Genomic DNA, 25,635 nt, shown 5'->3' on the forward strand with positions numbered 1-25,635 from the left:
CATACTCCTTTCATACTCATTACTCATACAAAAAAGAGCTGCAGTTTTACACTACGCAGGGTAGTGCAACTGCAGCTCTTTCAATTTTTACTATATTATATGTAACAGAAGAATCCTCAGCTGATTACATATCACGGCTGGCGATAATATCTACACCAAGGCCGAGAATATCCTTAACTACAACGTCACCGGTTTTAATCGGAGCGGTAACCTTTACGCTACGCAGGAAGCGTGCGCAGTCCAGGATGCGTTCCTTCGGCAGTACGTTAGCGGATACTACGGGCAGCAAAGGTAGCATACCGCCTTCTACAGCAACGGTAGAGGTCAGCATACGCTTCGGAGCAGTAACTTCATCGTTAGCATATTTAGCGCCACGCGGGCAGGTGTTGCCGGTAACATTGGTAACTGCGCCATTTTCAATGGTAACAGTCATCTCGCAGCCCATAGGGCACATAATGCAGTTCATAACACGAGTTTCAACAGCCATTTTATACCCTCCTTACAGCACCAGACCTACGGTAACTTCGTCACCGATCTGGGCAAATTTTGCAGCCGGAATTTCTACGGCAATCATTTCACTGGGCTTTGCTACGGGCAGAGGACGGCTCAGCAGAACATTGTCGCCGCTCTTAACCTCCAGCTTAACTTTGCGGTGCGGTGCAGCAACACGCATGAACAGCTTAACCTTTTCGTCTGCAGGAATTTCAGCAGGCATGGTCAGCTTCTGCGGTACGCAGGTACGTACGCCGTCAATAGCCTTTACGGTTACAGTACGGTTTTCGGTTGCCATTTTCTCCTGAGCCTTCAGTGCAGCATATTTGCCTGCGATTTCAGCTTCTTCGGATACAAAGTCAACCAGGTCATGTACGTGTACTACGTTACCGGCAGCAAAGAAACCGTCTAAGCTGGTTTCACGATGCTGGTCAACAACCGGACCGTTGGTCAGCGGGTTCATTTCCAGATCAAGGCCGCGGGACAGCTCGTTCTCAGGAATCAGACCTACAGACAGCAGTACGGTATCGCACTCGATATCAAATTCGGTACCCGGAATCGGAGTCATGCGCTCGTCAACCTTAGCAACGGTGATACCGGTTACGCGCTCCTCACCATGAATAGCAACGATGGTGTGGGAGAGGTACAGAGGAATATCATAGTCGTTCAGACATTGAACGATATTACGGGTAAGACCATTGGAGAAGGGGCAGATTTCCAGGCAAGCCTGAACCTTGCAGCCTTCCAGGCTCATACGGCGGGCCATAATCAGGCCGATGTCGCCGCTGCCGAGGATAACGATTTTGTGACCCGGCAGATAGCCTTCCATATTAACCATACGTTGAGCAGCGCCGGCAGTGAAAATGCCTGCGGGACGCTCGCCCGGAATACGGATAGCGCCACGGGTACGCTCACGGCAGCCCATGGTCAGGATAACTGTTTTGCCTTCCAGCTTCAGTAAGCCTTTTTCCGGATTAACGGCAATAACGGTTTTATTGTTTTGTACATCTAATACCATGGTATCAACCAGGGTTTCGATTTCAGGTTTATCAGCAACGAGCTCGATGCAGCGATGTGCATAGCCGGGGCCGGTCAGCTCTTCCTTGAAGTGATGCAGACCGAAGCCATTGTGAATGCACTGTTGCAGGATACCGCCGAGTTCGCGGTCACGCTCGATAACAACGATTTTTTTAGCACCATTCTGCCATGCGCTGTAAGCAGCAGACAGACCGGCAGGGCCACCGCCAACAATAATTACATCATATAATTGGTTCATTATTATTCCTCCCCGCCATCTGCAGAATATTTTTCGTAGAACATATTGGAATCAGTACGTTCTTTTAATACTTCGGGAACAGAAATGTTCAGCTCGCGTGCCAGAATCTGGGTAACACGCGGACCACAGAAGCCACCCTGACAACGGCCCATGCCTGCACGGGTACGGCGTTTTACACCGTCAACAGTGCGTGCACCTACAGGAGAGTTGATTGCTTCTACAATTTCGCCCTCGGTAACGGTTTCGCAACGGCAGATTACGCGGCCGTACAGATTGTCTTCGGCAATCTTGGCAGCCTTTTCATCAGCAGTCATATAGTTGAATGCTTTATGCTTCGGCAGAGCAGCCTTGAAGTCAGCCTTCTTGGCAGCGCCGCTTACGCGAGCAATTTCGTTGGCAATCAGCTCGCCAACTGCAGGAGCTGCGGTCAGACCGGGAGATTGCATGCCGGCAGCATTGTACAGACCTTCAACCTTTTCGGAAGGACCGAGTACGAAGTCACCAGTGCTGGAAACAGCACGCAGGCCGGCAAATTCGGTAATAGCTGCGCCCATCGGCAGGTTTGGAATCAGCTTCTTGGCAGAAGCAATGATTTCATTCATGCCGTTGGTGGTAACAGCCTTATCCTCTTTGGAATCCTGCTCATTAGCGTTAGGACCGATGAAGGTGTTGCCGTGGGTAGTGGTGCAAACCAGAATACCTTTGGATTTTTTGGTCGGGGTGGGGAATACCACGCCGTAAACCAGGCTGCTGCAAGCAGTCTTATCAAACAGAATATATTCGCCCTTACGCGGAGTGATGGTGAAGGTATCATCACCGGCCAACTTAGCGATTTCGTCAGCATAAACACCGGCAGCATTAACTACATATTTAGCAGCAATAGTGCCTTTATTGGTTTCTACACCGGTAATTTTGCCGTCTTCCTTAACGAAGCCCAGTACCTTGCAGTCGCGGATAACTTCTGCACCGTTTTGTACAGCGCATTGAGCGAAAGCAATAGCAGCACCGAACGGCCAGCATACGCCGGCACTCGGAGCCCACAGAGCACCCTTGACAGTGGTCAGGTTAGGCTCCTGCTCAAGAACTTCTTCTTTAGACAGGATTTGCAGGCCTTCAACGCCGTTCTTTTTACCGCGTTGCAGCAGCTCCTGCAGAGTCTGCATTTCCTCGTCGGTGGTTGCAGCAACCAGGGAACCGGTCCATTTAATATCCAGGTCCAGTTCGTTTTGCAGCTCGTGGTACAAAGCGTTGCCACGAACATTGGTAATAGCTTTGAGGCTGCCGGTAGGAGCGTCAAAGCCAGCATGAAGAATTGCACTGTTAGCTTTAGTAGTGCCGATAGCGATGTCCGGCTCTTTTTCCAGCAGAACGCATTTCAGGTCATACTTGGAAAGCTCGCGCAATACAGCAGTACCTACAATGCCGCCACCAATAACGACTACATCAGCAGATTTTACAAATTCCATTCCGTCACTTCCTTGCTGAATTTTCTCATAAAAACACATCTAAATTTTATCACAAATCTGCAAAAAATAGAAGAGGGAAGCGAAAATAAAAAGTCCATAGTGGGACAATTCCAGCCCCATCACATTCTATTTATCCGTTTTCTTCATTCTATCCTAACTCCTTCACGTAAAATATTTTGATAGAACTCAGTATTTTTCTCAACTTCACGTAATTCAAAAGCATCTACTTTTTTCCTGTTAGCTCTCTCAGTTCTTCTCCAAAAGCAAGAACATCAAGTGCGCTAAAAGACTTACCACCAACAATAATTATATCTATCTCAGATTCTTCAGTGGCTTCACCACGAGCATAGGAACCAAAAAGAATTGTATATTCTGCTTTATATTTTTTACTAACTTGCTGACCAATGCCTTAATCTCATCGAGCGTCAACATATTATCGTCTTTATATAATGCAGGAATTTTATATTCTTCAATTGCCTTTTGAACCAGCAAATTGAACGCCTCGGTCATAGACAACCCCATATCTGCACAAAATAACTTAAACTGTCTTTTTAATTCTAGCTTCATACATATATTGACACTTGCATTAGTTTCTTCTCTTAAATATAATTATTTTTATCATGTAATAAACACTATAGCAAATTCATGTTTAGCTACTCCAGCTTGTTGCAAATATCTTTTATGCAATCTAATAATAGTTCCATATGAAAATGTTTTAATTTGCTATCAATTGTATCCATTTGTTGCCCCATCATATCTCTCCATTCTTTAAACATATATATATCACCATGACGTATATCCTTTATATTCTTGACGTCCAGATAATTATGCCGTAATATTCCATGTATTACTCGTAGGTCATTGTTCGGTACTTCCATAACTCGTTTTACTACAATTTCAACTGGTATATAGCTCAATAAACTTCTTCCTTCTTCTACTGGACTTCCAATTTCCATCAACTTCCTCATTAATGCGGGAATGTCATATCTACTATCAAAATCTTCTATATACTTTCTCCTACTGTTGATAGTCCGCATGTCTTTCAATCTTTTATAAAGCTGGCTATTGAATTCATTCGCTTCTATATTTGAACTACCAAAATAATACCAATTGCTTTCACTGAATTCGTTAGATCTTTTTTCAGTACTTGCCAAAATAATTTCTTTCAATCTATCTGTTGAAATCTGTTTTCCATCACTAAATAAGTCTACTAGTATAAACAAATTACTTAATATGCGCGGATATACACCAAGGCAATATTTGTTCTTTTCTATATCATCTAACACTGCTAACAATTTTCGAACAGCACATTCATCATCCTCAATGTAAAAGATATTATTTACTTTATTCGCGATATCCTGAGTATCATTTACCTTTTCCTCAATATATCTATCTATATCTTCTATTAATAATTTATAATCTAACAAATAACTATATATATACTTATTAACAAACCGGCTTACCCTAACATAATTGGTCATATCAAAATTTTTAACATCATCATTTAAGCCCTCACTTGAAAAATAACAGGCTATAGTATCTTTATTTTTTAAAATATCTAAGATGTTTTTTCCTAAGTCTTTGTAACTAAGCGACGCTGTTACAACATTTAACATTATAATAGAAGCATACTCGTCAAAATAAGTCATGTCTTTTTTATTTGTTTTGAAAACGCTTTCTATTTCTTCACGAAGTTCTTTGAATCTTTTAAATGTAAATATTAATGTTCTTATGTTTATTGAGTGTGTTATTTTAAATAATTCTAGTATATCGTTTTTATATTGAAGTAACAAGCTACAAGTATTATCATTATTAGTTTCTTTCATTAATACTGTTTCATAAACAGAATATAAATTTGCTTCATACTTAACTGTAAGGCCTATGACTTTCTCCTTATATAACCTATAATCATCAACTAATCTTTTATCATCGCTTTCATTGTTTTCTTGTTGCGCATTATTAGCAGACTTTTCTTCTCTCGCATTAGTAATTTTACTCTCATTGCAAACAATAATCACTTTAGCATTATTCTGCTCAACTAGCTCATCAAAGAAACCTAATAACTCGATTTTATCAATGATAGAACGCTCAAAATCATCAAAAATAAAGATATAACGATTAAATTTAATACTGTTCTTCTGTAAATCACTAACAAAGGCCTTCGTATCTTCACCTTTAGGAACTAATTTCAAACCTTTACTAATAAGACTCATTAAAGTAGTTGCTACTTTTGATGTTGAAGATATATTTCTAGAGTTTATTTGCCTAAAACTATTACCATTTAAGTTTGCTCTTTTTTGTGCCCTCTCATTAGAATATATATTTAAAATATGCAATGACATAACATTGACTAAATCATCTATAGTTTTTATTCCAAACAATGAAATGTATATTACTGGTTTATCTTGTTCTAATTCAGGAATCAATTCATTTTTTACAAAATAAGTCTTTCCCGAACCCCAAGCACCATTTATCATGATAGCATAATCAGACATATTTTCATTAATATATACTTGTATACTTTTTATTATTTTCTCTCTGTTATCTAGCATCATTTCATCTCCTCACATAAAACTTAAGCCTAGTTTATTGCAATGATATTGCACAAACCAGGCTATCTCTATAATTATTTTTCTGCAAGTTTAGAGAAACCGTTGTATGTCGAAAATCCTAACATAAAAATTGCTATCTCCATAATCATATCTTTGTCTTCTACATTGCTTGCAGTAAGTCTTAATTCATCATATACAGTATCATGGGGTACTAAATTATTCCCATTGTTATCGACAACTTTTTGAATAATGGTAGGGAGTACCATACAAAGCTTAAAAAATGCATCTTCCTGACCAGTAACTAACTCATAAAACTTATCTATACTTACACGCCTGATAAGCTTATGGCCAACTCTTTGTCCGTCAACAGTTGTTTCCCATTTTATATTTTGGGATTTCTTAGCTATAGCTTCCACTAAAAAACATGCACAATCATCATCTTTCAATAATTGGTTCTGCATCTTGATAAAAGTTTTACCAGCAGCAGATGAGTTCATAGTATTATGTTTATTTTTCATTTCAACATAAATGGTATGTACACAAGAACCATCAGGTAATATTACTCCTTCCGGATTTTTATAGATAACATCCCAACCACCTTCAGTGCCATTATCCGGTACATGGCATTTGTCAATATACTGAAATATACGTTGATGAAAATATCCAATATCATTATTGTTTGATTTATCACGCTGTCTGAAAATCTCATTACTGATAGTTTCTTTCCAATCAGCCTGGTAAACTGTCTTATCGAAAATCAATTTAACAGGGTCAATAATATTTTTATTAAACCGTTGTACATCAAATGATTTTAATTTATCACCATATTTTTCAATGGTATCTTGAACATGCTTAGTAAAATTCTCTTCCGTAATAAAGCTTAAATCCCAAGTCATAATCTTTCCAATGCCTCCTTGATTTTCAAACCAACTTCATAAGCCAAATTTACAGGTACAGCATTACCAACCTGTCTATATTGCGAAGCAACACTACCACAAAACTTCCAATCATCAGGAAATGTTTGGCAACGCGCATTTTCACGAATAGTAAATGGTCTTGCTTCTAATGGATGACATCTATCTGTCTGTTTTTGGCTAGGTGATGTAAGTACTGTAAGAGAAGGTTCATCAAGACTCATTCTTCTCAATATTCCTGTTCTGCCACCCTCCATATCCCAACAGCTTTTCATATACTCTTTAGCTATCACAGGATCAATATCACGCCAATAACCACCAGGCGGTACAAGCTCAAAAATTTTAGTTTTATATTCAGAATACAACGAGCCTTCACTTTTGGGGCAATCTAATAAAATATCTCTTAGAACAGGCTTATACTCATGTTGTTTAGGAAACTCAAAATATACTTTCCCCAACAAATCATTGCGTATACCTATAGTTATTAATCGTTCCCGTTTTTGAGGTACGCCATAATTCCAAGCATTAAGAACTTCTTTTTGAATGGTATAACCAGCTTGTTCAAAGATAGCAGTCATAGTTTCATAAGTTTTACCTTTATTATGGCTCAATAAACCTCTGACATTTTCAAACAAAAACATTTTAGGCTGTAACTTTTCAAGAAACAAAGCATAGTGATAAAAAAGAGTACCACGCGCATCTTCTAATCCTAATCGTTTTCCAGCATAAGAAAATGCTTGACAAGGTGCACCGCCAGACAACAAATCAAGATCTCCTTTTTTTAAGCCAAAAAAATCAGTTAAATTTAGTGATGATATTTTAGCAACATCACCTTCAATAACATTCCAATATGGTCGATTTATACGCATTGTTGCACACGCATCTGCGTCAAATTCATTTAAAGCTAACGTGTGAAATCCTGCTTTTTCAATGCCAAGCGCCAAACCACCAGCACCAGCAAATAACTCTATTGTAGTAAGCATCCTTACAGATTATCCCCCTTAAATATTATTGTCCAAAACTTTTCCTTATTGAAATATAACGAAGCACATCATCGACACAATTAGGCAAATTGTTCTGAATATCATCCTCCCAAAAACGTAAAACAATCCACCCATTGTCTCTTAATTCAATAGTATTTTCCAAATCACGTTCTACATTACGCCTAATTTTTTCATTCCAATAACTGGAATTATGCTTTATAGGACGTTTCTGCAGCTCTTTACCATGCCAAAAATTTCCATCACAAAACACAGCAATTTTATATTTAGTAATTACTATATCAGGGTGACAATCAAAAACCTTAAAATTTTTTCGGTATCTAATACCTTTATGCCACAATGCTTTTCTTAGGCGCACCTCTATCCCAGTATCAGAACCTTTTATTGATTTCATTATCTTCGAACGCTTAATGGTTGTTTCCAGCTTCATTATATTCACCACACAAGTTGTGTTTGCTTATATATTTTACCATATGTTTACAATTCTTTCGAGCAAACGAACTGTGAAATAGCATATAACATACAAAAAAGCTGCTGCCATTTCAGTCTTACTGTAAGCAAAACTGAAAATAGCAACAGCTAAAAATTCTATTCTCTCTTTTTCACAAACCATCTAAGCGGCAGCTTTTTCTCCAGCCAACCGATAAAGATATCTGAAAGCGGTGTCAGCAGAATCCAGCTTAAGACAAGCAGGACAAATGAAACGGAGCCTACGAAAACATCGGTAAACCAATGCGCACCGCCCATAATACGGGGCAGAGAGAAAATAATAAATACAGCCAGTGCTTTAACGAAAGCGTCCTTGCCGATATATTTCCACATATACACAGCAAATATCAACAGCATCATGCCATGGTCACCGGGGAAGCTGCTGCCAGAGCGATCCTTAGCAGGCCAGCCGCTCAGCTGGCTAACCCAGTTGACATTATGATACAGCTGGTCAAAATAAACAGATGCACTAACGCGGTCAATCGGCAGCAGCTTATCAAACTGCTTAATGATTACCGCACTTACCAGCATGGCAACGCCGATACAGAACAGCCAGCGCTTACCTTCAACATTGCTTTTGCGGTAATAGCTGTAAAAAATCGCCAGCATCGCCACAAAGGCCACCACATCAAAGGCACGCAGATTAACAAAAGCGATAAAATAAGTAAAGGCCGTTCCCTGCGCCAGCTTCTGGTTAAAGAAATAAAAGACACTTTGGTCCAGAGCCAGCCACGGTCCGTGATAACCGGCGGTGGGGGTGCTTGCCAGCCAGCTTACCAAAAGCAGTGCGCCCAGGATATTACAGATAATTATCCAAATCAGGTTATTTTTCTTCATATAATCTCCTCGTATTTCAATATCCACTGTTCCTCAGATATCACCTAAAGTTCAGTTAACAAATTTACGTAAATATGATACCATATTATTGAGGATTATATAAGTCTTTTATGTAGATTTTTCCCATCATCTTCCAAAGGAGAGAGAATCATGCGCAAGCTGCTTTTACTGTTAACCTGCTTACTGATGTGCTGCTGCAGCGCGTTGGCGCTCGCCGCAGAAAAAACTAAGGCTGCAGATGATGCTGACGCAATCAAACCGGTGGAAACCATCAGCGCGGCAGTAATGAATGAACGATTGCAGGCAGGCGATAGCGATGACCTGCTATATGTAAAAATCAAAGAAGACAGGGTAGAGGTTTACCAGGGATTGGCAACAGACCGCTCTCTGCGTAAGCAGTTGATTTTAACCATGCCCAATACCGAAATGCTGCGCTTATATACCAATAACAAGGCAACCTTTGCGCAGATGAACAAAATGCTCAGCGATTACGAAAGCTCCAACGCCAACTTCAACGGCTATAAGATTATTACAGATAAAGATACGCCGAAAAAGCTGGAGAACGGCGGTAAAATCTATCGCCTGTGGTTCATGAAGATTGAACGCGAAAAGCAAAGCCGCAGAGGTGGCTGGAACTTCCCGATCGGCATAGGTATCGGCATCGGCGGCGGACATCACCATGGCCCCTGGATTGGCGTAGGGTGGTAAAAAGCATAAAAAGCATATCTCATATAATGAAGAAAAGCACGGGTATTTGCCCGTGCTTTTTTGCTGTACGTAAAGCTATAGACTTTTCGCTATATCAATATATCGCTAGATAAGTGTTAAAATGCAGGCTCAATGGTGCCTTTATATTTATCGGCAATAAACTTCTTCACAGCCTCGGACTGATAAGCCTTCACAAAAGCCTTGTAAGCTTCTTTATCCTTATCCTTGTTGCGGGCAGCAATAATCATTACAGCCAGCGGCTCATCCTTAGGCTCAAGGAAGATATTCTGCTTTTTAACATCCAAGCCACCGCTCATTACATAGTTCATGGTAATAGCCGCAGCATCAACATCAGCCAGACTGCGCGGCAGCTGTGCTGCCTCCAGTTCCTTAAATTTCAGATGCTTGGGATTATCGACAACATCCTTCGGCGTAGCCTTCATGCCCACGCCATCCTTCAATTTCAACAGGCCGGCACGCTGCAAAAGCAACAGACCACGGCCGCCGTTTGTCGGGTCATTAGGAATCGCAATCGTTGCACCGTCAGGAATATCCTTCACATCACGCACCTTATCACTGTAAATGCCCATGCGCATTAAAATAGCATTGCCGATAGGCACAAGATCGGTATTGTTAGTCTTGTTGAAGTTATCCAGGAAGGGCTTATGCTGATAGCTTACCAAATCAAGCTCACCATCTGCCAAAGCTTTGTCCGGTGTAACATAATCAGAGAACTCCACAACCTGTACCTTCAGGCCACTTTTAGCCGCTTCCTTGGCTGCAGCCTCCACAACCTCGGCATGGGGACCGGCGGTAGCACCAACCTTAATCGTTGTTTGAGCCTGCTTGTCACCGCCGCCGCAGCCTGCTGCTGCCAATGCCACTACAGATAACGCAATAACCAATAATTTTTTCAACATAATTCATCGTCTCCTTTACAAAACTAAAATAAAAAAAGCCTTCGTTTATCCATACCGCATTTTCATTATGCAGTAAGGGACGAAAGCAAACTTCGTGGTACCACCCAATTTCACTGCTACCTCACGATAGCAGCCTCCTCAAGTACGCCGGACTAAGCCATTAATACTTCAGCACTGTAACGGGTGCGCCCGGACGACTTAAACTTGCGCTTCAGCCAATCAGCTCCAAGACCATCTTCGGCAAATTCTCCTGCGCTTCCTTGCACCAAACGGAAGCTCTCTGTGGCAGTACTCCTTGCGTACTCTTCTTTTCATCGCTCGTATATGAACTTGTGAGTAAAAATATACAACTTGGCAAAGCATCTGTCAACAAAAAACTGAAAAATTTTCCTTAAAGCCTAGTATTTTAGTAGATTTGTAAACGATGTTACACAATTCACTTACTTAGACAAATGCTATTCAGGCCCATGCAACAGAAATATTATTTTTATTTTACATTTCTTCATTATAGCGCCCCAAAATGCAACAAAAAGTGTAAATTTACCTATTGACAAACTAGGCTTTATCATGTAAATTATCAACCAACATCACACAAGCATTGCTTGTTGATTTTGTTTCACGCAATAAAAATTTGACAATATCACGCTCAACAGGTGAGAAGATTCCGGAGAATAAAAAATGCAGCAATGTGCATAAACCTGCTTGCTGCAGTCCCGATTCAATATCCGGTATCTTGCCGCCTGACCTTGAAAGGAGAAGATGACACTATGGAATTTGCAACAAAATGTATTCATGAAATCGGCGCAGCTGACGCAACCGGCAGCATTACCCCGGCAATTTATCTTTCCTCAACCTTTGCACACCCCAAGCTGGGGGACACTACAGGCTTTAATTATACACGTGAATCCAACCCGACACGTGCACGTCTGGAACAACTTCTGGCAGCATTGGAGAACGGTGTCGATGCCTTGGCTTTTTCCTCCGGCATGGCTGCAGTTGATGCGGTTATGAATCTTTTCGCGCCCGGCGACCACATTATCACCGGCAACGATCTCTACGGCGGCTCCTTCCGTCTGTTCCGCAACCTCAACGCCAAAAACGGCGTAGAGTTCACCTCTGTGCATACTTCTAATCTGGAAGAAATTAAGGCTGCCATTAATCCCAACACTAAAGCCATCTTTTTGGAAACACCGACCAACCCCACAATGGAAATCAGTGATTTGCGCGCTATCAGCAAAATCGCCCATGAAAATAACTTTTTGGTTATCGTTGACAATACCTTCCTGACACCATATTTTTAAAGACCGCTGGACCTCGGCGCTGATATCGTTATCCATAGCGGAACAAAGTATCTCTGCGGCCATAACGATGTACTCGTCGGCTTTACCGTAGCCAAAGACCATGTTATTGCCGACAAGCTGCGTCTGATTTATAAAACAACCGGTGCCTGTCTGGGAGCACTTGATGCCTGGCTCGTTATCCGCGGTATCAAAACTCTGCCACTGCGTATGGAGCAGCACCAGAAAAACGCTTTTGCCATTGCCAAATGGCTACAGGAGCAACCGCGTGTACAATACGTTTTATATCCCGGTCTGGAAAATCATCCCGGTTATGAAATCAACAAAGCGCAGACCACCGGCTTCGGCGGCATGATTTCCTTTGCTGTAGACAACGCGGAAACAGCACGCCAAATTTTGGAAGGCGTCAAGCTCATCAAATTTGCCGAAAGCCTCGGCGGTACGGAAAGCCTGATAACCTATCCGATTCGCCAGACACATACCGACCTTACTGCCGAAGAATGTGCCGAAAAGGGGATTACAGATTGTCTGCTGCGCTTCTCTACAGGCATCGAAGCAACGCAGGATCTTATTGACGATTTGGCACAGGCCTTTGCTGCAGTAAAATAATTTATACGAATAAAGTTTGGTGATAAGCTATGACTAAATATGATTTTGACAAAATAATCGACAGACGTAATACAGACTGCTTAAAATACGATTTTGCCATTCAACGTGGTCGTCCGGCAGACGTTTTGCCTTTTTGGGTAGCAGATATGGATTTTCCTATTGCCCGGGAAATACAGGAAGCACTTATTGAACGCTGCCAGCATGCCATCTTCGGTTATAGTGAAAGTACAGAAGCATATTTTCACGCTGTCCGCAACTGGTATACTAAGCATTTTAACTGGAGCCCCAAATCCGAATGGCTCACCAAGACTCCCGGCATAGTTTTTGCCCTTGCTATGGCAGTAAAGGCCTTCACCCAAAAAGGTGAGGGCGTACTTGTACAGCAGCCGGTTTATTATCCTTTCAGCGAGGTTATCGAAGATAATGAGCGCAAGCTGATTAATTCACCGCTCATTCTGAAAAACGATCATTATGAAATGGACTTTGCAGATTTAGAAGAAAAAATCGTCGCCAATAATGTTAAGCTGATGCTTTTATGCTCACCGCATAATCCCGTAGGCCGTGTCTGGACACGCGACGAGCTGCAAAAAGTAGGCGATATCTGCCTTAAGCATGGTGTAATTACCGTAAGTGATGAAATTCACGGCGATTTCGTCTGGGGAAATAACTATCAGACAGTTTTTGCCAGTTTAGGTGAGCAGTATGAGCAAAATTGCGTAATCTGCACTGCGCCAAGTAAAACCTTCAATATTGCCGGTTTGCAGGTATCCAATATCTTCATTCCCAACAAAAATTTACGCCGCCGCTTCCGCAAGCAGATAGCGGCAGCAGGCTACAGTCAGGTAAACACCTTAGGCCTTGTAGCCTGCCAGGCAGCCTACACTTATGGCGAGGATTGGCTGCAGCAGGCGAAGGCTTATATCGAAGATAACATTAAATTCGTTGATGCTTATCTGAAGCAGAACCTGCCGCAGATTAAGCTGCTCCGGCCTGAGGGGACATATCTGATTTGGCTCGACTGCAGCGCCTTAGGCCTTACAGCTGCCGAACGTGAGCAGTGGCTCTGGCATAAAGCACACCTCTGGCTCGACGGCGGCGGTATCTTCGGCAAAGAGGGAGAAGCCTTTGAACGTATCAACGTTGCCTGCTCCCGTGCGCTATTATTACAGGGACTTGAGCAGCTGAAGCAAGCTGTTCTTGAATTAAATTAAATTAAATTTATTAATTCCATTCTTTCTACGATATATCTGCAAAATAACTGCTGCCTTCTGTGTAACAAAAGTGAAGGCAGCAGCTTATTTTTATTTTCACTGTACTTTGGCAGGCTCATTATTCCGTCTTGTAAATTGACGCCGATTTGTATATAATGCAGATAAGCTATCCTGTGCTTGTTTGCTGTAATACTCTTATCGGAGCAGATAAAACAGCGGAACAAATTGGTTTTAAAGCTATAATAAAATATAATAAACTTGATTTTTACGCTTTTGTCGCTATGCAAAAGCCTAATAAAGCAGGAAGGGAGCATTATATGAAACGTGAACAAATAGCCAAAAATATTGTTGCCGATCTCAAGGAGCTGGCAGCCTTAACCTCTGATGCAGACGGAGCACAGCGCGTTGCCTGGACACCGACATTCAAGAAAGCAACGGAATGGTTTGCCCAAAAGATGCAGGCCGCAGGTGCCGAGGTCTGGACCGATGCCGCAGGCAACAGCTGGGCCAAATTTGCCGGCGCCAGCGAGGAATGCATTGTTATCGGCAGCCATCTCGATTCCGTACCTGACGGAGGCTGGCTGGACGGCGCTTTAGGCGTTGTAGCAGGCATGGGCATCGGTGCCTATGGTCTGGCAGATAAAAAGCCTGCCAAAACTCTTTACGTTGTCGGCTGGGCTGACGAGGAGGGTGTAGCCTTCGGCAAAAGCTGTCTTGGCAGCAGCGCTGTCAGCGGCATTGTCACGAGCAAAGATGTATTGCCCTTAGTCCACCAAGAAAACGGCCGCAGCTTCAGCGATGTCTGGCAGGAATATGGCCTTGATGCCAGCAAGATAGGGGAGGCCCACACAGCCTTTGCCAAGCTGCCAGTCAAAGCTTACCTGGAGCTGCACATTGAGCAGGCACCGCTGCTGGCGTTAGACAAAAAAAGCGTAGCCTGCGTTTACGGCGTCTGCGGCTGCAACCGCCAGTACATCACCTTCCGTGGTCAGCAGGGACATTGCGGTTCGCCGGTTGCCCTGCGTCAGGATGCCTTTATTGCGGCAGCGCAGACCACACTTGATTTACGTGAAATTGCGCTTAAATATGATTCCTATTGCACTGTAGGCAATATCGAGGTAAAGCCTGACCTGACTACTATTTCTCCGGGCTATTGCCGCATTTCGCTGGACCAGCGCAGCATTAAGCCGGAAACAATGCAAACGATAGTTGCAGAAGCCAAGGCTGCGGCGCAGAAGCATGCACAGGAGGGTAAGCTCACTGTAGAATTTGAGCCTATCTGGCATGCGGAGCCGATTCTGTTTAATGAGCAGCTGGTAGAGGACTGCAACGCTGCCGTAAAGGAGGAAACCGGTGCAAAACACAGCATGTATTCCGCACCGCTACATGATGCCGTGCCTCTGAATGCCGTTGTACCTTCGGTAATGATGTTCACCCAGTCCAATCCCGGAATTTCTCACTGCAAGGAAGAAAATACCCCGCAGCCGCAGCTGGAGGAGGCTATCCGTGCCTTTATCCGTCTGGCTGAAAAAGAGCTGGGAACTAGCTTTGCAGAGTAAGCACTAAAGCCCGCTGTAACCTTGCAACAAAGTAATTTTATATTTTTATACGACAAAAGCAGCTTCTGCGACGCAGAAGCTGCTTTGCTTTTTATACAGGATATTTATTTTATTAAATCCTTAAGTCCACGTATCCGCATAACCTTCCAGGTGAAGCACAGACTGCGCAGCGACTGGTCCAAAAACATCGGTACCCAGGCGCCAACAATACCCAGCTTGCAATAATAGATAAAGAAGGCCGTCATCAGAGGACGCAAAACGGTAATCAACACAAAGGAATAGACAGCAACAGCAGTAGTCTGACCGCTGCCACGCAATATACCTGCGGTAATAATCGTATGCCCCTGCGGTATGCAAACGGCAGCTACCCAGAACATTACCGTTTCACTGAGAGCAAGTGCCTGTGCATCCTGTGAATAAACGCTGAAAATCGGCACGCGTGCGGCATACAGGATAATAAAAGAAGCAACGGAAATACCCAAGCCCCATTTAAAGCCTATACTGCGGCAGCGCTTCCAGGTTGCATAATCAGCAGCACCGCGCATCTGCCCGGCAAGCACCATATTAGCCTTGCCGAAGCCGAAGATAAAATCATAAGAAAAATCACAGATATTATAGCAAATGCTGTGTACTGCATAGGGCAGAGTACCAAGACGCGCAGTCATCCAGCCATAGGCCAGCATACCGATGCGTTCCGCACCCAACTCACTGAAAACACCGCCGAATACCGGCATAAAATCCCGCCAGAATACTTTATCCGGCAGCTGCAGCAGACCATCACTAAAAAAGCCCTCTTGCTTCATAATCCAGACGGTGATACCGAGAGTACACAGAGAGCCGATAATCGTGCTGATTGCAGCGCCACGCACACCCCAGCCGGCAAAACTGCCAAAGCCGGTAATGAGAAAATAATTGCAGACGATATTCACTACATTGCCGACAATATTGCTTTTCATAATAGCGCTTGTCCTACCTACGCCCAGCAAGGTTCCCTGCAGCAAGAGTGACAGTGAGTTTAGCAGTACTGCAGCTACGGCAATATTGCCGTAAGCCAGCGCCAGCTCCAGATAATCGCTCTGCGCGCCCATCAGCACCACCAGCTTCTCAAAAAAGCCGTAGAAAAGCAGATGCAGCACTGCAAGCAAAATACTGCTGACAGTAAAGCTCTGGCGCAGTAAAACCTTAATGGCGGAATATTGTCCGGAACCGAATTTATTTGCCGTCAGAATAGTAACAGCAGATGCCAGTGAGCGCGATACTGTCAGCAGTACCAGGCGCAGCGGCAGAAAAATACTTACCGCCGCTATGGCCTTAGCCCCCAATACGCCTACCATAATCAAATCAGCCGCAGCCAGAAAGGTCATAAAAATGCCCTCCAAAGCAGCGGGGAGGGCAATACGCAAATATTTACCTGTTAATGAATCATTAAAGCTCTTCATTTTCTAGAAAACATATACGTTAAAACAAATAAACAAATTTATTCAGCATCCTCTTCATGATGGATTGCTGCCAGAGAAACAACCTTGTCATCATCGTTCAAGGTCATCAGCTTTACACCCTGGGTATTACGGCCATATTGGGAAATCTGGTCCACATCGGTACGGATAATCAGACCGGCTGCAGTAATCATCATGATTTCCTGATCCGGGTTAATAACCTTCATGCCGATTACCAGACCGGTTTTTTCGGTAATCTTCATGTTGATGATACCCTTACCGCCGCGAGTCTGCTTACGGTATTCCTTAACCGCGGTACGTTTGCCCATGCCGAATTCGGTTGCCGTCAGCACCTCGGAATCCTCATCGGAAACGCTGTCCATAGCTACAACCTCATCGCCGTAGTTGATGGAAATACCCTTTACGCCATGCGCTGTACGTCCCATAGTGCGTACATCCTGCTCATCAAAGCGGATGGCAATACCGTTACGGGTTGCCAAAATGATTTCGCTGTTGCCGTCAGTAAGCTCTACACCGATCAGGTCCTCATCATCGTCCAGATTAATAGCAATCATGCCGTTTTTGCGGACGCTTTCCAGATCCTTAAGGTTGATTTTCTTGACGGTACCCTTATTGGTAGCCATAAACATGAACTGTTCTTCTCGGAATTCCTTCACCGGAATAACAGCCGTAATCTTTTCACCCGGCATCAGTGCCAACAGGTTGATAATAGCTGTGCCCTTGGCGGTGCGGCTTGCTTCGGGGATTTCATAGCCCTTCTGGCGATATACACGGCCACGGTTGGTAAAGAAGAGAATGTTATGGTGAGTAGTGGAGAGGAAGAGATGCTCTGCGGAATCATCAATCTTCTTGCCGCTGCCGCCGGTTTTGCCTACGCCGCCGCGTTTTTGGCTGCGGAAGTTATCCAAAGTCTGGCGTTTAATGTAGCCCTGATGGCTGATAGTTACAACGATATCCTCTTCGGCAATCAGGTCCTCGATATCCATTTCGGAGCTGTCGATGGAAATTTCGGTACGACGCTCGTCACCGAAGCGCTTCTTCATTTCCTGCAGGTCTTCCTTGATAATGTTCATAACCTTATGCTCATCTGCCAATACACTTTCCAACCAATCAATGGTTTCCAGCAGGTCGGCATATTCTTCGTCAATCTTCTTGCGCTCCAGTCCGGTCAGGCGCTGCAGACGCATATCCAGAATAGCCTGTGCCTGACGCTGGCTCAGCTTAAAGTTTTCCATCAAAGCGGTGCGGGCAATTTCTGCTGTCGCGCTGCCGCGGATGGTGCTGATTACAGCATCAATATTATCCAGGGCAATCTTTAAGCCCTCTAAGATGTGAGCTCTGTCCTTGGCCTTGCCAAGCTCGTAGCGGGTACGTCTGGTAATAACGTCCTTCTGGTGCTCCAGATAATATTCCAGAACCTGCTTAAGGTTCAGGACACGCGGCTGGCCGTTAACCAGCGCCAGCATGATGATACCAAAAGAGCTTTGCAGGGCGGTATGCTTGTACAGACGGTTCAGAACAACGTCAGGAACAGCATCACTCTTCAGCTCAACAACAATCTTCATGCCGTCTTTAAGGCTGGAGAAGTCGTCAACCTTAGTAATGCCTTCGATTACGCCGTCTTTAGCCAGGTTAGCAATATCCTTAATCAGATTAGCCTTGTTAACCTGGTAGGGGATTTCGGTAATAACGATATGGTGCTTGCCTTTGTTGGCAGGCACAATTTCAGCCTTAGCGCGGATTTTTACTACGCCACGGCCGGTATTATAAGCACTGGTAATACCTTCCTTACCCAAAATGCAGGCACCTGTCGGGAAGTCAGGGCCTTTGATAGCCGTCATCAGCTGCGGAATTTCCACATCAGGGTTATCAATCAGCATAACAAGGCCGTTAACAACCTCGCACAGGTTGTGCGGCGGAATGTTGGTAGCCATACCTACCGCAATACCGGCACTGCCGTTAATCAGCAGAGCAGGTACCTTGGAAGGAAGTACGCTGGGCTCCTTTAAGGATTCATCATAGTTAGGTACAAAATCAACTGTATCCTTTTCGATATCCTCCAGCATTGCCTCAGCAATTTTAGCCATACGCACCTCGGTATAACGCATTGCTGCCGGACTGTCACCGTCAATGCTGCCGAAGTTGCCATGGCCGTCTACCATCAGATAGCGGGTAGAGAAATCCTGCGCCAGGCGCACGATTGCATCATATACGGAACTATCACCATGCGGATGATATTTACCTAAAACGTCACCGACGATACGAGCGGATTTTTTATAAGGCTTCGTCGGAGTCATGCCTGCTTCCTGCATTGCGTATAAAATACGGCGATGTACAGGCTTCAGACCATCGCGGACATCAGGTAAAGCACGTTGGATGATAACGCTCATCGCATAATCGATATAGGATTTTTGCATTTCCTCTTCGATGTATACGGGAAGAACTTTACCAGTGGTATTTTCTAAATCCACTTTATCACCTTTCCTTTACAAAAAACAATATCACAACCCGATAACCGGGGCAGAGTGCCTCAGCTCAGGTTATTTTAATAATATCTCATAAACCTGCTTGCCAATAAGCAAGGTAGTAACCAATAAATACAAGGGACGCACATAGGAAGCACCCTTTTTAATCGCCAGACGGGTACCGACAACAGCACCGGCAATCATCGCCGCAGCCATAATCAGGCCGTAGCTCCAGATAATCGTGCCGCTGACAGCAAAGGATACAAGAGCACCAACGCCGCTGGCAAAATTCAACGCCTTGGCATTACCGGCAGCCGTTACAAAGTCATATCCCAAATACAAAAAGCCAAAAATCAGGAAAGAGCCTGTACCGGGACCGAAGAAGCCATCATAAAAGCCCATGGCAAACGCCATAACTATGGCGCCGATTAAAGCCTGCATACCAAGCTTTTCTATCGTACCGGCATCGCCCCAATCCTTACGGCGATAGGTATAAACAGCAACAGCAACCAAAAGCACGACGATAATATTTTTCATCAGCTGCTCAGGCAGCAGATAAACTACATAGGCACCTAAGGCTGAACCGATAAAAGAAAGCGGCATCAGCGTAAAGGCTGCCTTTTTTATTTTGCCGGCGCGCCAAAAGGAGAGCACGCTGGTAAAGCAGCCGATAGAGGCTGCCAGCTTGTTTGTTCCCAAAGCATAGGGAACAGGCAAGCCTAGGCTCAACAGGGCAGGGGTGGAAATTAAACCGCCGCCGCCGACAGTAGAATCAATAAACGAAGCTATAAAGCCTGATACAATCAGGAAAATAACTGTCGTAGTATCTAAATTCGCCACAAAAGTTTCCAAAAAATTCCCCTCATTTCAGTGGCTAGTAATTAGTTGTTAGTGGTTAGCAAGCGGAACTCATTATGCCAAATATCAGGCTGCATGCCTCCACTGCACACTATTTACTAATCACTGCACACTATTCACTATTCACTTTTAACATTTACTGCCTTCTGCCCAACGGATATAGAGTCCTAAAGCACCGCTGTGACAGGTGCAGCAGATTTTTTCGGCGCCTTCCAGAACCTCATTGCTGATAGCATATGGATAGAGCTGGCGCAGCGTTGCCTGCTGCAAGGGCCAACGCACACCGGTAAAATCTACTACCGTGCTTTCGCTTAACGGCAGCAGGGAAACAGCTTCCGCCGCAGCCTGAAGCTTCAGTTCTACGCTTTCGCCCTCTGTCAGCAGCAGCATAAATTCCTTGTCATCCGCCAGTATAACCCGGCAGTCACGCTGCTTTTTTACTCCCAGCAGAGTATAGACGTTGCTGTATAAATGGTCGAAGCGTCCGCCCCAGATGCCGCTGGCAAGAATATCTCCCTCAGGCAGATTGTGCAGCAAAAGCTGTAAATCGGTATCATCCTTGGCAGGATTGAAGCTGTGCACCTCTGTTCCTGCAGCACGCGCCTGCCGGTAAACAGCCTGTGACGAGCTATCGCAGTCACCGAACAGCTCCGCCGGCACACAGCCGGCCGCGAGGCAATACTCGGCGCCGCGGTCGGCGCAGTAAATTTTCTTGCCGCTGCTGACGCTGTGCAGCCAATCAGTTTTTGGCCTGCGTCCGCCTGCAACCACCAGCAAAGTGTCAGCAGGGGATAAGGCAACAGTGTGATGTTTCACGTGAAACATCACGCGCAGCTCCAGCTCAGGCAGTACAAAAAGCTTGTCAGCCATTATTTTTTCGCTACAGCGACAGGCTTAATCACAATTTGGCCGTTTTCCTTAAGAACCTTCCAGGTGCAGTCACCATTCTTGTTCTTCAGCCATTCCATGCTGATTTCCAGAAGAAAACGGTTCAGACGCTCCTGTGCATCCTCCGGCAGCAGCAGCTCCTTTTTAGCAGGTGCCTTGGCACCCTTTAATTTGCTTTGCTTAACCTTTTCATCAGCATACATGCCGTTTTCAAAGGTCAGCTCCTCGCTGAAGCCCTTCAGCATATCTGCATCGGAAAGTCCTTTTTTTATCTTAACCATTTTAAGCACCTCTTTTTATGCAACAATCAGGCTTACAAGTCCAGATTACGTACCTTCTTCGCATTGTCCTCGATAAACTGACGGCGTGGCTCAACCTTATCGCCCATCAGAATAGAGAAAATGCGGTCTGCCTCAGCAGCATCCTCCAGATGAACCTGCAGAATAGTACGTGCTGCAGGATCCATAGTTGTTTCCCACAGCTGGCCGGGGTTCATCTCGCCTAAGCCTTTGTAGCGCTGTACATACGGGTTAGTATCGCGGCCAACTTCGTCGAGGATTTGCTGCAATTCTTCATCACTGTAAGCGTAGTAATGCTGCTTCTGGTTTTTACGGATTAAATACAGCGGCGGCTGTGCAATAAACACATGGCCTTCCTTAATCAGGGGCTGCATATAACGGTAGAAGAAGGTCAACAGCAGCGTACGGATATGCGCACCATCGACGTCGGCATCTGTCATGATGATAATTTTGCCATAACGTGCCTTGTCCAGATTAAAGTCATCGCCGATACCGCAGCCGAAGGCGGTAATCATATTGCGGATTTCTTCACTGCTCAGCACCTTATCAAGACGTGCCTTTTCAACATTAAGGATTTTACCGCGCAGCGGCAAAATAGCCTGGAAATCACTGTTACGTCCCTGCTTGGCACTGCCGCCTGCAGAGTCACCTTCGACCAGATAAATCTCGGTATCCTCAACGTTACGGCTCTTGCAGTCAGCCAGCTTGCCGGGAAGTCCGCCCAGATCCATAGCGTTCTTACGGCGTGTCAGCTCACGTGCCTTGCGTGCTGCCAGACGGGCGCGTGCAGCAATGATAGCTTTTTCCACCAGCTTTTTGGCAACCTGCGGATTTTCCTCCATAAACTCGGCCAGAGTATCGCCGACCAGATTATCAACGATAGGCATAACCTCGCTGTTGCCCAGCTTAATTTTAGTCTGACTTTCGAACTGCGGGTTCTGCACCTTCAGGCTCAGAACTGCGGTTAAGCCCTCACGTACATCATCACCGCTCAGCGCATCCTCGTTTTCCTTGAGCATGTTGGTCTTACGCGCATAAGCGTTAATTGTGCGGGTCAGCGCCTTACGGAAGCCGCTGAGGTGAGTACCGCCTTCCTCAGTGTTGATGTTGTTGACATAGGTGAAAATATTCTCGCTGTAGGTATCGCAATATTGCATTGCAACCTCAACGATAACAGCGTTCTTTTCGCCCTCCAGATAAATCGGCTTCGGATTGATCTTATCCTTATCCTTATCCATAAATTCAACATATTCGATGATACCGCCGGCAAAATGAAAGGTTTCACTCTTATCCTCGGCACGTTCATCGGTCAAGGAAATGGTGATGCCCTTATTCAAAAAGGCCAGCTCGCGAATACGCAGACGCAGAGTATCATAGCTGTATTCCGTTTCCGTAAAAATGGTAGCGTCAGGTTTGAAATGTACTGTGGTACCGGTAGTTTCGCAATCGCCCTTTTCGTAAAGCTTTTTCGAGGTTTTACCCTTAGCAAACTCAATGCCGTAGCATTTGCCGCCACGGCGCACCTCAACCTCCATGTGCTCACTCAAAGCGTTAACGCAGGTAACACCGACACCATGCAGACCGCCGGAAACCTTATAGCCGCCGTCACCGAACTTACCGCCTGCATGCAGCACTGTCATGATAACCTCAACAGCAGGCTTCTGTTCCTTTTTCATCATATCCACGGGAATGCCACGGCCGTTATCGATAACCGTAATGCTGTTATCCTTATGGATAATTACTTTGATATCACTGCAGTAGCCGGCCAAAGCCTCGTCAATACTGTTGTCCACAACCTCATACACCAGATGGTGCAGACCGCGGGAGGACGTACTGCCGATATACATAGCAGGTCTTTTGCGTACAGCCTCCAGGCCCTCTAAAACGTGAATTTGTTCCGCGTTATAGTTACCCTTGACCGCTGTAGCTTCTTCAATATCAATATCCTGGGTCATATTTACCTCCGTTTTAAAATTTCTAAATTAGTATAGGCAGCGCCGTCCAGAAAACCTGTTTCAGCGCGTTTTTTCAAAGTCACCGAAGAAATCGAGGACAAATACATCGTGTCATCGGTCAGGACGCAGCTGTAATAGCCTTCGCCGCCGGAAGCATCGACTACCTTATAGCGGGAGCCGTACTTCTTGACGAAATCGTCATAAACCACTGACTGAGGGTGATTCAAATTAAAAATAGCGATTATTTCACTGTTTTTTACCATGTAATCTACTCCCAAATGCAGATACACCCTGATCCCTCCTTAAATAAGTCAAAGCATTTTCATACAGTGCAAGGGTAATGTCCTCAGGCTGCTTTTCCAGCAGAAACATTACCGCCAGCAGGCTTTCCTTCTTATCGGCATAGCCGCAGCGCACCCGTTCAAAATAGTAGCTTTGTAAGTTTTCCTTTACAGCCGTAAATAATATTTTATCACATTTATAGTAGGCCAGACAATCTTCATACTTCAGCCAGGGCTGAATCCGCAGCAGCTCCGCCAGCTTGCTGCGCAGCTCCTCGCGCTGCTCGCGCTCGCAGACGCTGCACATATCCAGTCCCTTGCGCATCTGAGCACCGCATACGGGGCATTTTGTATATTCCGCAGGCGGGGCAGGCGGCTCGGCCTGCTTTTCCTTTTGCTGCTGCTTTCTAAAAAAACTGCCGGTATGAAAATAAACCTTTTTAATCAGCACGCGTCCTAGCAAAAAGGAGTTGATTTTTTGCAGAAACAGCTGCTGCATCATATACAGCTCATTGGCAAGCATACTGTTGGCCGTGCGCACATAAAGCTCGCTGCCGCTGATTTTTTCGATAGCACAGCTGCGCGCCAGATTTTCGCCAACAATCTCCGTCCATCTGCTTTCCAGATAATGCTGCAGATAGGCTAGCTTGATTTCCGGCGATATATAAGCCTTTTTATAGGTGCGGCGCGGATCAAACAGACGGCGGATAACCTCCTCCGCAGCCTCTAAATTCTCAGCATACATAATCAGGCCTCGCTTATACTGCCACCGGAAATTTTAAAGTAAGCATTACCGGCGAGCTCCGGTATCAGCTCGCGGTCATTTACTGTAATAAAGGTCTGCACTCTGCCGTCAATAAACAGCAGCAGCTGGGCGCGGCGGCTGTTATCAAGCTCGCTCATGACATCATCCAAAAGCAGGACGGGGAATTCGCCCAGCTCATTTTTGACATACTGCAGCTGCGACAGCTTCAGTGCCAGAGCACCGCTGCGCTGCTGCCCCTGTGAGCCGAAGGCCCGCAAGGAAAGACCGTTGAGCAATAGCTGCAAATCGTCGCGGTGGGGACCGATGCCCGTATTACCTCGCAGGATATCAAGGCGCTGACGCTCCGACAGCTGTTCACGGTAAAAATCCTCTGCTGCCTCCTCGGCAGACTGCGGATAGAGCAGAGTGCTGTTGTTAGCCTTCTGCTCGTAGCGCACCTGCAGCATTTCGCTGCCCTTGGTAATGGACGAATAAATCTCTCCGGCAATAGCCTGCAGCTTGCCCAAAGCCGCCAAACGTCTGCGGACAATAGCTGCCGCCAAACGGATGAACTCCTCGTTCCACGGCTGCAATACCTCAGGACTGCCGCCGTTATCGCGCAGCTCCTTCAAAAGGCGGTTGCGCTGCTGCAGAACACGGTTATACTTCAGCAGCAAATCGTAGTAGACAGGATCAGTCTGGGCAATCTGCATATCAAAGAAGCGGCGCCGCAATGCAGGCTCGCCCTTGACCAGCTGCAGGTCCTCCGGCGAAAACATCACCGCATTCAGGGCACCGTAATGCTCCTTGGGACGCACGCGCGCACCGTCGAGCAATATTTCCTTCTGCCAACGCTCATGCTGACGGTACTTTTTTATTTTTACCTCATGGCTACCGCTGAAGCTGGCGTATTCCACGCCTACGGCCATAGCGTCGGCACCCATTTTCAGCATTTCCTCTTCGGCGGAGGTACGGTGCGACATACCGAAGGCACTGTAAAAAATAGCCTCCAGCAGATTAGTTTTTCCTTGGGCGTTCTGCCCATAAAAAACATTAATCATAGATGAAAGCTGCAGTTTGCAGCTTTCATAGTTGCGGAAATTAACCGCATAAAGACTGTTGATTTTCATTAAGCTTCTTTGGCAACGGTCAGCTCTATCTGGTCATCAATATTTACTACATCGCCGGGATGTACCTTTTTACGTTTTTCCGTTACCAGCTGGCCGTTCAGGCGGACAACGCCATCTTCAACCATCAAAAATGCCTGGCCTCCGGTATCTGCAACACCGGAAAACTTCAGCAGCTTATCCATAGTAATAAATTCTGTTGTAATTTCTACAGTTTCTTTTTGCATA

General features: G+C 45.1%; 23 protein-coding genes, 2 pseudogenes and 1 other annotated feature. Of the genes and pseudogenes, 4 read left to right on the forward strand and 21 right to left on the reverse strand.

Annotated features, from left to right (window positions below; all coding sequences use genetic code 11):
• Positions 1-124: 124 nt before the first annotated feature.
• The 10 genes and pseudogenes from KAH19_RS04245 to KAH19_RS04285 form a co-directional block, all read right to left on the reverse strand.
• Entirely contained in the window at positions 125-487 is a 363-nt protein-coding gene (locus KAH19_RS04245; RefSeq protein ID WP_009145284.1) for a DUF1667 domain-containing protein, read from the reverse strand.
• Positions 488-499: 12 nt separating this feature from the next.
• Positions 500-1,768: an NAD(P)/FAD-dependent oxidoreductase gene (locus KAH19_RS04250; protein WP_210685237.1), complete on the reverse strand. Its 1,269-nt coding sequence runs from the start codon at positions 1,766-1,768 to the stop codon at positions 500-502.
• A 2-nt stretch (positions 1,769-1,770) separates the two neighbouring features.
• The gene (locus KAH19_RS04255) at positions 1,771-3,234 is read right to left on the reverse strand and encodes an NAD(P)/FAD-dependent oxidoreductase (RefSeq protein ID WP_246869425.1); all 1,464 of its coding nucleotides are present in this window, start codon (positions 3,232-3,234) and stop codon (positions 1,771-1,773) included.
• Positions 3,235-3,457: 223 nt separating this feature from the next.
• Complete coding sequence (locus KAH19_RS11045) at positions 3,458-3,598, reverse strand: nucleotidyltransferase family protein (RefSeq protein WP_371816698.1); 141 nt, start codon at positions 3,596-3,598, stop codon at positions 3,458-3,460.
• Positions 3,547-3,810 (reverse strand): annotated as a pseudogene (locus tag KAH19_RS04260) (type II toxin-antitoxin system RelB/DinJ family antitoxin); the annotation flags it as partial. The gene KAH19_RS11045 and the pseudogene KAH19_RS04260, both read right to left, overlap by 52 nt.
• A 77-nt stretch (positions 3,811-3,887) precedes the next feature.
• Positions 3,888-5,789: a P-loop NTPase fold protein gene (locus KAH19_RS04265; protein ID WP_210685240.1), complete on the reverse strand. Its 1,902-nt coding sequence runs from the start codon at positions 5,787-5,789 to the stop codon at positions 3,888-3,890.
• Between the two features lie 71 nt (positions 5,790-5,860).
• On the reverse strand, positions 5,861-6,682 hold the full coding sequence (locus KAH19_RS04270) for an Eco47II family restriction endonuclease (RefSeq protein ID WP_210685241.1): 822 nt from the start codon (positions 6,680-6,682) through the stop codon (positions 5,861-5,863).
• Complete coding sequence (locus KAH19_RS04275) at positions 6,679-7,683, reverse strand: DNA cytosine methyltransferase (protein WP_210685242.1); 1,005 nt, start codon at positions 7,681-7,683, stop codon at positions 6,679-6,681. The genes KAH19_RS04270 and KAH19_RS04275 overlap by 4 nt, the downstream gene beginning before the upstream one ends.
• 25 nt (positions 7,684-7,708) lie before the next feature.
• Positions 7,709-8,131 carry a very short patch repair endonuclease gene (locus tag KAH19_RS04280; protein WP_210685243.1) on the reverse strand — a complete coding sequence of 141 codons (423 nt, stop codon included), beginning with the start codon at positions 8,129-8,131 and terminating at the stop codon, positions 7,709-7,711.
• A gap of 158 nt (positions 8,132-8,289) precedes the next feature.
• Positions 8,290-9,027: a phosphatase PAP2 family protein gene (locus KAH19_RS04285; RefSeq protein WP_210685244.1), complete on the reverse strand. Its 738-nt coding sequence runs from the start codon at positions 9,025-9,027 to the stop codon at positions 8,290-8,292.
• Between the two features lie 150 nt (positions 9,028-9,177).
• On the opposite strand from KAH19_RS04285, the gene KAH19_RS04290 reads away from it, so the two are divergent.
• A complete protein-coding gene (locus tag KAH19_RS04290; protein WP_210685245.1) occupies positions 9,178-9,735 on the forward strand; it encodes a hypothetical protein in 558 nt (185 codons plus the stop codon).
• Between the two features lie 116 nt (positions 9,736-9,851).
• Here KAH19_RS04290 and KAH19_RS04295 read toward each other — a convergent pair whose 3' ends face one another.
• On the reverse strand, positions 9,852-10,655 hold the full coding sequence (locus KAH19_RS04295; protein WP_210685246.1) for a MetQ/NlpA family ABC transporter substrate-binding protein: 804 nt from the start codon (positions 10,653-10,655) through the stop codon (positions 9,852-9,854).
• Positions 10,656-10,727: 72 nt separating this feature from the next.
• Positions 10,728-10,979: a binding site (T-box leader), on the reverse strand.
• A gap of 443 nt (positions 10,980-11,422) precedes the next feature.
• Here KAH19_RS04295 and KAH19_RS04300 point away from each other — a divergent pair.
• From KAH19_RS04300 to KAH19_RS04310, 3 genes and pseudogenes are all read left to right on the forward strand, one after another.
• A pseudogene (locus KAH19_RS04300) lies at positions 11,423-12,562 on the forward strand (PLP-dependent aspartate aminotransferase family protein).
• Positions 12,563-12,591: 29 nt separating this feature from the next.
• Complete coding sequence (locus tag KAH19_RS04305) at positions 12,592-13,773, forward strand: MalY/PatB family protein (protein WP_210685247.1); 1,182 nt, start codon at positions 12,592-12,594, stop codon at positions 13,771-13,773.
• Between the two features lie 317 nt (positions 13,774-14,090).
• Entirely contained in the window at positions 14,091-15,332 is a 1,242-nt protein-coding gene (locus tag KAH19_RS04310) for a hydantoinase/carbamoylase family amidase (protein WP_210685248.1), read from the forward strand.
• Between the two features lie 104 nt (positions 15,333-15,436).
• Here the strand turns inward: KAH19_RS04310 and KAH19_RS04315 are convergent, their stop codons facing one another.
• From KAH19_RS04315 to KAH19_RS04360, 10 genes are all read right to left on the reverse strand, one after another.
• Positions 15,437-16,771 carry an MATE family efflux transporter gene (locus tag KAH19_RS04315; RefSeq protein WP_256437811.1) on the reverse strand — a complete coding sequence of 445 codons (1,335 nt, stop codon included), beginning with the start codon at positions 16,769-16,771 and terminating at the stop codon, positions 15,437-15,439.
• A 38-nt stretch (positions 16,772-16,809) separates the two neighbouring features.
• Positions 16,810-19,260, reverse strand: a complete 2,451-nt coding sequence (gene gyrA, locus KAH19_RS04320; RefSeq protein ID WP_210685250.1) for a DNA gyrase subunit A — start codon at positions 19,258-19,260, stop codon at positions 16,810-16,812.
• A 69-nt stretch (positions 19,261-19,329) separates the two neighbouring features.
• Positions 19,330-20,094, reverse strand: a complete 765-nt coding sequence (locus KAH19_RS04325; RefSeq protein WP_044484324.1) for a TSUP family transporter — start codon at positions 20,092-20,094, stop codon at positions 19,330-19,332.
• A 147-nt stretch (positions 20,095-20,241) separates the two neighbouring features.
• Positions 20,242-20,982, reverse strand: a complete 741-nt coding sequence (locus KAH19_RS04330; protein ID WP_210685251.1) for a thiamine diphosphokinase — start codon at positions 20,980-20,982, stop codon at positions 20,242-20,244.
• On the reverse strand, positions 20,982-21,281 hold the full coding sequence (locus KAH19_RS04335) for a hypothetical protein (protein WP_021720095.1): 300 nt from the start codon (positions 21,279-21,281) through the stop codon (positions 20,982-20,984). Before KAH19_RS04335 ends, KAH19_RS04330 begins: the two co-directional genes overlap by 1 nt.
• 32 nt (positions 21,282-21,313) lie before the next feature.
• A complete protein-coding gene (gene gyrB / locus KAH19_RS04340) occupies positions 21,314-23,254 on the reverse strand; it encodes a DNA topoisomerase (ATP-hydrolyzing) subunit B (RefSeq protein WP_210685252.1) in 1,941 nt (646 codons plus the stop codon).
• A gap of 2 nt (positions 23,255-23,256) precedes the next feature.
• Positions 23,257-23,517 (reverse strand): extracellular matrix regulator RemB, encoded by a 261-nt coding sequence (gene remB, locus KAH19_RS04345; protein WP_210685253.1) that lies wholly within the window; start codon positions 23,515-23,517, stop codon positions 23,257-23,259.
• The gene (locus KAH19_RS04350; RefSeq protein ID WP_210685254.1) at positions 23,501-24,280 is read right to left on the reverse strand and encodes a DUF721 domain-containing protein; all 780 of its coding nucleotides are present in this window, start codon (positions 24,278-24,280) and stop codon (positions 23,501-23,503) included. Before KAH19_RS04350 ends, remB begins: the two co-directional genes overlap by 17 nt.
• 2 nt (positions 24,281-24,282) lie before the next feature.
• Positions 24,283-25,410 (reverse strand): DNA replication/repair protein RecF, encoded by a 1,128-nt coding sequence (gene recF / locus KAH19_RS04355; protein WP_210685255.1) that lies wholly within the window; start codon positions 25,408-25,410, stop codon positions 24,283-24,285.
• Positions 25,410-25,634, reverse strand: coding sequence for an RNA-binding S4 domain-containing protein (locus KAH19_RS04360; protein WP_009145463.1), 225 nt, complete (start codon positions 25,632-25,634; stop codon positions 25,410-25,412). The genes recF and KAH19_RS04360 overlap by 1 nt, the downstream gene beginning before the upstream one ends.
• Between the last annotated feature and the right edge of the window lies 1 nt (position 25,635).

The organism is Phascolarctobacterium sp. Marseille-Q4147 (assembly GCF_017968825.1).
Taxonomy (GTDB): Bacteria; Bacillota; Negativicutes; order Acidaminococcales; family Acidaminococcaceae; genus Phascolarctobacterium_A.

Excerpts from the sequence above, each read along its gene's own strand:
- KAH19_RS04245 (WP_009145284.1), bottom strand. The coding sequence starts at position 487 with ATGGCTGTTGAAACTCGTGTTATGAACTGCATTATGTGCCCTATGGGC.
- KAH19_RS04250 (WP_210685237.1), bottom strand. The coding sequence starts at position 1,768 with ATGAACCAATTATATGATGTAATTATTGTTGGCGGTGGCCCTGCCGGT.
- KAH19_RS04255 (WP_246869425.1), bottom strand. The coding sequence starts at position 3,234 with ATGGAATTTGTAAAATCTGCTGATGTAGTCGTTATTGGTGGCGGCATT.
- KAH19_RS04265 (WP_210685240.1), bottom strand. The coding sequence starts at position 5,789 with ATGATGCTAGATAACAGAGAGAAAATAATAAAAAGTATACAAGTATAT.
- KAH19_RS04270 (WP_210685241.1), bottom strand. The coding sequence starts at position 6,682 with ATGACTTGGGATTTAAGCTTTATTACGGAAGAGAATTTTACTAAGCAT.
- KAH19_RS04275 (WP_210685242.1), bottom strand. The coding sequence starts at position 7,683 with ATGCTTACTACAATAGAGTTATTTGCTGGTGCTGGTGGTTTGGCGCTT.
- KAH19_RS04280 (WP_210685243.1), bottom strand. The coding sequence starts at position 8,131 with ATGAAGCTGGAAACAACCATTAAGCGTTCGAAGATAATGAAATCAATA.
- KAH19_RS04285 (WP_210685244.1), bottom strand. The coding sequence starts at position 9,027 with ATGAAGAAAAATAACCTGATTTGGATAATTATCTGTAATATCCTGGGC.
- KAH19_RS04290 (WP_210685245.1), top strand. The coding sequence starts at position 9,178 with ATGCGCAAGCTGCTTTTACTGTTAACCTGCTTACTGATGTGCTGCTGC.
- KAH19_RS04295 (WP_210685246.1), bottom strand. The coding sequence starts at position 10,655 with ATGTTGAAAAAATTATTGGTTATTGCGTTATCTGTAGTGGCATTGGCA.
- KAH19_RS04305 (WP_210685247.1), top strand. The coding sequence starts at position 12,592 with ATGACTAAATATGATTTTGACAAAATAATCGACAGACGTAATACAGAC.
- KAH19_RS04310 (WP_210685248.1), top strand. The coding sequence starts at position 14,091 with ATGAAACGTGAACAAATAGCCAAAAATATTGTTGCCGATCTCAAGGAG.
- KAH19_RS04315 (WP_256437811.1), bottom strand. The coding sequence starts at position 16,771 with ATGAAGAGCTTTAATGATTCATTAACAGGTAAATATTTGCGTATTGCC.
- KAH19_RS04330 (WP_210685251.1), bottom strand. The coding sequence starts at position 20,982 with ATGGCTGACAAGCTTTTTGTACTGCCTGAGCTGGAGCTGCGCGTGATG.
- KAH19_RS04335 (WP_021720095.1), bottom strand. The coding sequence starts at position 21,281 with ATGGTTAAGATAAAAAAAGGACTTTCCGATGCAGATATGCTGAAGGGC.
- gyrB (WP_210685252.1), bottom strand. The coding sequence starts at position 23,254 with ATGACCCAGGATATTGATATTGAAGAAGCTACAGCGGTCAAGGGTAAC.
- remB (WP_210685253.1), bottom strand. The coding sequence starts at position 23,517 with ATGGTAAAAAACAGTGAAATAATCGCTATTTTTAATTTGAATCACCCT.
- KAH19_RS04350 (WP_210685254.1), bottom strand. The coding sequence starts at position 24,280 with ATGTATGCTGAGAATTTAGAGGCTGCGGAGGAGGTTATCCGCCGTCTG.
- recF (WP_210685255.1), bottom strand. The coding sequence starts at position 25,410 with ATGAAAATCAACAGTCTTTATGCGGTTAATTTCCGCAACTATGAAAGC.
- KAH19_RS04360 (WP_009145463.1), bottom strand. The coding sequence starts at position 25,634 with ATGCAAAAAGAAACTGTAGAAATTACAACAGAATTTATTACTATGGAT.